8 protein-coding genes are annotated in these 5,803 nt (G+C 67.7%); 6 read left to right on the forward strand and 2 right to left on the reverse strand.

All coding sequences use genetic code 11. The features are described from left to right. Positions 1 to 548: 7-cyano-7-deazaguanine synthase QueC (queC, locus tag VGE49_RS02890; protein WP_331033082.1), on the reverse strand; the 548-nt coding region annotated here is incomplete at its 3' end. A 207-nt stretch (positions 549 to 755) separates the two neighbouring features. Here queC and VGE49_RS02895 point away from each other — a divergent pair. The 6 genes from VGE49_RS02895 (at position 756) to VGE49_RS02920 (ending at position 5,079) form a co-directional block, all read left to right on the forward strand. After that, positions 756 to 2,363, forward strand: a complete 1,608-nt coding sequence (locus VGE49_RS02895) for a response regulator (protein WP_331033083.1) — start codon at positions 756 to 758, stop codon at positions 2,361 to 2,363. Between the two features lie 163 nt (positions 2,364 to 2,526). After that, a complete protein-coding gene (locus VGE49_RS02900) occupies positions 2,527 to 3,009 on the forward strand; it encodes a PaaI family thioesterase (protein WP_331033084.1) in 483 nt (160 codons plus the stop codon). Continuing rightward, positions 3,006 to 3,422, forward strand: a complete 417-nt coding sequence (locus VGE49_RS02905) for a PaaI family thioesterase (RefSeq protein WP_331033085.1) — start codon at positions 3,006 to 3,008, stop codon at positions 3,420 to 3,422. The genes VGE49_RS02900 and VGE49_RS02905 overlap by 4 nt, the downstream gene beginning before the upstream one ends. A gap of 108 nt (positions 3,423 to 3,530) precedes the next feature. Further along, a complete protein-coding gene (locus VGE49_RS02910) occupies positions 3,531 to 3,878 on the forward strand; it encodes a hypothetical protein (protein WP_331033086.1) in 348 nt (115 codons plus the stop codon). Positions 3,879 to 3,969: 91 nt separating this feature from the next. Then, positions 3,970 to 4,404, forward strand: a complete 435-nt coding sequence (locus tag VGE49_RS02915) for a hypothetical protein (RefSeq protein ID WP_331033087.1) — start codon at positions 3,970 to 3,972, stop codon at positions 4,402 to 4,404. 39 nt (positions 4,405 to 4,443) lie between these two features. Next, entirely contained in the window at positions 4,444 to 5,079 is a 636-nt protein-coding gene (locus VGE49_RS02920) for a S24 family peptidase (RefSeq protein WP_331033088.1), read from the forward strand. Positions 5,080 to 5,234: 155 nt separating this feature from the next. Here the strand turns inward: VGE49_RS02920 and VGE49_RS02925 are convergent, their stop codons facing one another. Then, entirely contained in the window at positions 5,235 to 5,714 is a 480-nt protein-coding gene (locus VGE49_RS02925) for an SH3 domain-containing protein (protein ID WP_312062332.1), read from the reverse strand. Positions 5,715 to 5,803: the final 89 nt, after the last annotated feature.

Genomic DNA, 5,803 nt, shown 5'->3' on the forward strand with positions numbered 1-5,803 from the left:
GCCCAGGTCTCGGCCTTGGTCAGGAACATCAGCGGCGTCTCGATCGGCGACGGCCTGGCCAGGCCCAGGGTCAGGGCGTGGCTCATGGCCTGAATGGTGTCGTTGCGGCAGTCGGGATAGCCCGAGAAGTCGGTCTCGCACATGCCGCCGACCAGGACCTGAAGCCCCCGTCGGTCGGCCAGGGCCGCCGCCGCCACCAGAAAGATCAGGTTGCGCCCCGGCACGAAGGTGTTGGGCAGGCCGCGCGCGTCGGCCTCGATGGCGCGATCCGTGGTCATGGCCGTCTCGCCGATGGCCCCGAAGCCGGTCAGATCGACCACGTGATCCGGCCCCAGCCGGTCGGCCCATTGCGGCAGGACGTTCACCATCTGCTGGCGCACGCTCTGGCGCGCCGACATCTCGACCGCATGGCGCTGACCATAGTCGAAGCCGATGGTCTCGACCCGGTCATAGCGTTCCAGCGCCCAGGCCAGGCAGGTGGCGCTGTCCTGCCCGCCCGAAAACAGGACAAGGGCCGATTTTTCAGAAGCTTGCGGCGTGACGCTCATGACGAACCTGCGGTCGGCCAGCGGCCGCGCGCATCCAGAAGGAACAGGGGAAGATCGGATCAGAGCCTCCTATACGCCAGTCGGCGGCCTGTCGCAAAACACGACGGATCGCCCCTTTTCGTCAGTTTGAGCAAATTCGGTTCGCCCTTAACCCTTTCGCAAAGCGTTCTCATCAAATGTAAAACTCCATATTGGAGTGCCGGCCGTATGCCGACGATCGAAGTGCTGACCGAGCGCGTTGAGCCGGTGACCGCCGCCGCCATGGCGAGCGAAGTCTTCGCTCGTTTCGAAGGCGAGCCGGACACCCTGGTCATCCCGGTCGTCGACGGCGAACGCCCCCTGGGCCTGATCGAACGCGGCGACTTCCTGATGAAGCTGGCCGGGCCGCTGGGCCAAAGCCTGTACGGCGCCCGCGAAGTCACCCACGTCATGGACGCCGAACCCGCCGTGGTCGAGGCCGGGGTCCGCATCGACGCCTTTTCCGACATCATCCTGAAGAGCGGCCCCGGCGCCCTGATGCGCGGCTTCATCGTCACCCGCAACGGCGCCTATCGCGGCGTCGGCACGGCGGTGGCCCTGCTGCGCGGCGTCAACGACATCCAGCGCCAGCAGAACCGCGATCTGACCGAGCAGGTCCGCACCCTGAACGACGCCGAGCGGCGGGCCGAAATCGCCGGACGCGCCCAGGCCCAGTTCATGGCCCTGATGAACAGCGAACTGCGTACGCCGATGAATGGCGTGCTGGCCGTTGCCGAGCTTCTGCGCCGCCAGCCGCTGAACGACGCCGCTCACGCCCATGTCCAGACCATCATCGACTCGTCCGAAACCCTGCTGGGCACCCTCCAGGACGCTCTGGACCTGGCCCGCGCGGAAGCCGGCGAACTGGCGCTGAGCCCGTCCCCCACCCCCCTTCGGGCCGTGATGGACGAGGTGCAGACGCAGTGGACCTCGCGCGCCACCCAGGACGGCGTCACCCTCATGGTCGGCTATGAGGGCGACACCGAGCTGGCCGCGGTGCTCGACGGGCCGCGCCTGAAGCAGGTCTTCAACAACCTGATCGGCAATGCGCTGAAATTCGCCCGCAACGGCATCGTCGAGGCCAGCCTTAAGGCGCACGTCGTCGGCGACCAGGTCCGCATGGAGGCCCGCGTACGCGACGACGGCCCCGGCGTGGACCCGGCCCGGATCGACACGGTCTTCGACCATGCCGCCGGCTTCGAGGGCGCCGGCCTGGGCCTGGCCATCTGCCGCCACCTGATCCAGGGCATGGACGGCCGCATCTGGGCGGAAAACAACCCGGGCCGCGGCTCGACCTTCGCCTTCGACCTGTCGGCGCCGCGCGCCATCATTCAGCAGGACGAACCGTCCAACGTCTCGGACCTGAACGAACTGCACCTCCAGGCCCGCCCCCATGTCCTGATCGCCGACGACAACGCCACCAACCGCGTCGTCGCCCAGGCCCTGTGCGAGATGTTCGGCTGCACCTCCGAAACCGTCGAGGACGGCCAGGAGGCGCTGGAAGCGGTCAAGGCGCGTCCGTTCGACCTGATCCTGATGGACATCAAGATGCCGCGCATGGACGGGGTCCAGGCGACCCAGGCCATCCGCGCCCTCAGCGGCGACGCCCGCAACATCGCCATCATCGCCCTGACCGCCAACGCCGATCCCGACGACGCCAGACACTATCTGGCGGCGGGCATGGCCGCCGTGGTCGAAAAGCCGATCAAGCCGGAACGGCTGCGCATGGCGATGAACGCGGCGCTGGCGCCTGATCAGGGCGAGGCCGACGTCGCCCGTGAACGCGACGTCGCCTGACGCCTCGCGCGCGGCCTTCCTCGCGCGACCAACGCTCCAGCCTTCGCACCATACGACGAGAGCCCGCCCCGACCACGCGGCTGGACAAGGCCGCACGCGCGGGTTCACGAAGATCTAGCCGATCCGACGCCCGCCCCGGCGTCGGCCAAGACAGGACGCCCTGATGACCGACGCCTTTCTGACGACCCTCCTGCCCCAACTGGCCTCAGGCGCCGCACACACCCATGCCCTCGGCTTCAGCTACGAAGGCCTGGACGGCGACCGGGTGCGGATTCGCGCGCCCTACCGAGACGATCTGGTGGGGGACCCTGAAACGGGCGTCCTCGCGGGCGGGCTGGTCACGACCCTGCTCGACCATGTCGGCGGCCTGGCGGTCTGGGTCGCGCTGAAGACCTATCAGCCGATCGCCACCCTGGATCTGCGCGTCGACTATATGCGCGCCGCCGTTCCCGGCCGGGATCTGATCGCCGAGGCGCGCTGCTATCGGCTGACGCGCACCCTCGGCTTCGTCCGCGCCTGGGCCTTCGAGGACGACCCGACCGATCCGGTCGCCGCCGCCCAATCCGCCTATGTCATCAGCGCCGAGGGCGATCATCGCGCCGGCGCCAACCTGCGCGCGGCCCGCGCCGCCGGAGCCGCCGCATGACCGCCGCCCTGCTCGACAGCCTGCCCTACGCCCGCTTTCTGGACCTCAGAACCCAGGTCAACGGCGACGAACTGACCATCGTGATGCCCTTCCACGACAGGTTGATCGGCAATCCCATGCTGCCGGCCCTGCATGGCGGCTCGACCGCGGCCCTGCTGGAGATGACCGCCGTCGCCCAGGTGTCGCTGACCTATCCTCGGCTGCGCCTGCCGCGCCCGATCAACGTCACCGTGGCCTATCTGCGCTCGGGCCGGCCCAGGGACGTCTACGCCCGCGCCCGGATCAACAAGGCCGGCCGCCGCGTCGCCCATGTCGTGGCCGAGGCCTGGCAGGAAAGCCGCGATCAGCCGATCGCCGCCCTGACCGCCCACTTCCTGCTCGATGACGTCGACGAATCAACCCGAGATAGTTAATGCGCATTAACCACTGGTTGAATCGTAACCATTGGTAAACAAATCGCTACCAAATTCCCTTAATGCGCGTTAAGAAACGGCGGTGTTTCTTTATTGAGGGGTAAAGTCATGGACCGCACTGAAGTGATCGCCAGCGTCGCCGGCGAACTCTACGCCACCGAAAAAGCGGTGGATGACGCCATCACCCACGCCACCACCCTGGTTCAGTCGATGATCGGCGCCCGCGCCGCCCTGTCGATCTCGCCGGTTGCCGGCGCCGGTTCGCAGGCTAAGGCCGTCGAAGCCATCATGGCGCTCAGCACCGCACGCGACGCCGTCGTCGCCTGCCACGCCGAACTGCAAAAGGACCACCGTCGCCTCGGCTATGGCACCTACGCCGTCGGTCCGCTCAACAAGCCGGACGAATGGGACGACCGCCCGATGACCCGCAAGGCCGACCACCTGCGCGTCGCGTGAAATAACGGTAATCTTGGGGATCGGCTCTCCGGTTCCTGAAGGCTTTGCATTATGTTGGCCCCCATTGTCGTCGCGACGATGGGGGCTTTCGTTGTTAGAGACCATTGCAGGCTATGTCGGCGCTGCCTTCGTCGTGGCGGTCGGGCTGTTCGCCTTCCTCAAAGGCGGCGAGCCTGAAAAGATCGGTGCCGGGGCCTTTCTGTTCGGCTGGTTCGCCTCCCTGATGGCTCAAACCGCCGGCGGCTATTTCGGCATCCAGTGGGGCGTTTTCGCCATCGACGTCGTGATGCTCATCATTTTCGGCGCCATGGTCTGGAAGGCGCCGCGGTCGTGGCCGGTCTGGGCCTGCGCCCTGCAGCTTCTGGTCGTCACCAGCCATGTCATGATCATGCTGAACCTGCGCACGCCGATCTCGGCCTTCTACACCGTGGTCAACATGACCGGCTACGGCATCATGCTGGCCATCGCCATCGGCACCTTCTGGGCCTGGCAGGAACGCCGCGCCATCGGCGCTGACATCGACTAGGTGGATATTCCTATCGCTTCTCGATAGACTTCCGGGGCCATGCCCCTGTCCCACGCCAAGCTCTGGAAGGCCCTCGACGCCCTGGCGCGTCGCGAAGGCACGTCGCCGTCCGGTCTGGCGCGCCGCGCGGGCCTGGACGCCACCAGCTTCAATCCGTCCAAACGCTTCGGCCCCGGCGAGCCGCCCCGCCCGCGTTGGCCCTCGACCGAAAGCCTGACCCGGGTACTGGAGGCGACGGGCATTTCCCTCGGCGCCTTCGCCGCCCTGGCCGACGACGCCCCAACCGAGGACCGTTCCATTCCCCTGCTGGGCCTGGCCAGGGCGGGCGCCGACGGCTTCTTCGATGACGCCGGCCTGCCGCTGGCCGAGGGCTGGGATCAGACTGACCTGCCGACCCGCAAGGACAGCCTGTTCAGCCTGACCATCGACGGCGATTCCATGGCGCCGCTCTATCGCCCCGGCGACCGGGTGATCGTGGATCTGGAGGCGTCGGACGTGCGGCGCGGCGATCGGGTGGCGGTACGCACCGCCTCGGGCGAGACCCTGGCCAAGGAGATCGCGGCCATGAACGCGCGCGACGTGACCCTGGCCTCGATCAACCCCGCCTATCCGCCCCGCGCCCTGCCCCGCCGTGACATTCTGTGGATGGCCCGCATCCTCTGGGTCAGCCAGTAGGCTGGCCTGCGCTCAAAATCCTGCGCTCAAGCAGGCCGAAGACCGATAGCGCGCCAAAAATGCTGCTCAAGTAGGCCGACCGGCCGATAGCACCCCAAAAAATAAAAAAGCCGCCCCGGGTCAGGGACGGCTCTCTCACTCAAACTGTCAGTCGCTTAGTTCGGCGCGACGTGGTGAGCATTCACCCAGCCGCCGCCGGCGATCTGGACCCACTCGCCCTGCGAACCCACGGCGGTGAAAGGCTGACCGGCCGACAGGCTGCCGGTCTGGCGATAGCTGGTGCCCGGCCCCGTGCGGATGCGCAGGTTCGAGGTGGCGCGGTAGGAGTTGGCGGCCGCCTGATTGGCCGAACGCGCGCGCTGCTGGTTGCAGCCGATGTAGGAACCGGCGGCGGCGCCGGCGCCCGCGCCGACCACCGCGCCGAGGGCGCGCTCATTCTTGGACACCTGGCTGCCGGCCAGACCGCCCAGCACGGCGCCGATCGCGGCGCCGGCGCGCTGACGGCCGCCCGGGGCGTCGCAGTTGGTGACGCCGTTGGCTTGCGGCATGGCGCTGGCGGTCATCGGCACGGCGGCCGAACCCAGAGCGGCGAACATAGCGGTGGCGGCCAGACCCGCCTTGAAGAACTTCGACATGTCTCTCTCCTGTCATCGAGTGTCGTGAGGAGGACAATGCCCCGGCGAAGCTGAAGGCTCCCCCGGCCTCGCCGTTATTTTCGGTTCAT

The sequence above is a fragment of the Brevundimonas sp. genome (genome assembly GCF_036405315.1).
Lineage (GTDB): Bacteria > Pseudomonadota > Alphaproteobacteria > Caulobacterales > Caulobacteraceae > Brevundimonas.

Excerpts from the sequence above, each read along its gene's own strand:
- VGE49_RS02895 (WP_331033083.1), top strand. The coding sequence starts at position 756 with ATGCCGACGATCGAAGTGCTGACCGAGCGCGTTGAGCCGGTGACCGCC.
- VGE49_RS02900 (WP_331033084.1), top strand. The coding sequence starts at position 2,527 with ATGACCGACGCCTTTCTGACGACCCTCCTGCCCCAACTGGCCTCAGGC.
- VGE49_RS02905 (WP_331033085.1), top strand. The coding sequence starts at position 3,006 with ATGACCGCCGCCCTGCTCGACAGCCTGCCCTACGCCCGCTTTCTGGAC.
- VGE49_RS02910 (WP_331033086.1), top strand. The coding sequence starts at position 3,531 with ATGGACCGCACTGAAGTGATCGCCAGCGTCGCCGGCGAACTCTACGCC.
- VGE49_RS02920 (WP_331033088.1), top strand. The coding sequence starts at position 4,444 with ATGCCCCTGTCCCACGCCAAGCTCTGGAAGGCCCTCGACGCCCTGGCG.
- VGE49_RS02925 (WP_312062332.1), bottom strand. The coding sequence starts at position 5,714 with ATGTCGAAGTTCTTCAAGGCGGGTCTGGCCGCCACCGCTATGTTCGCC.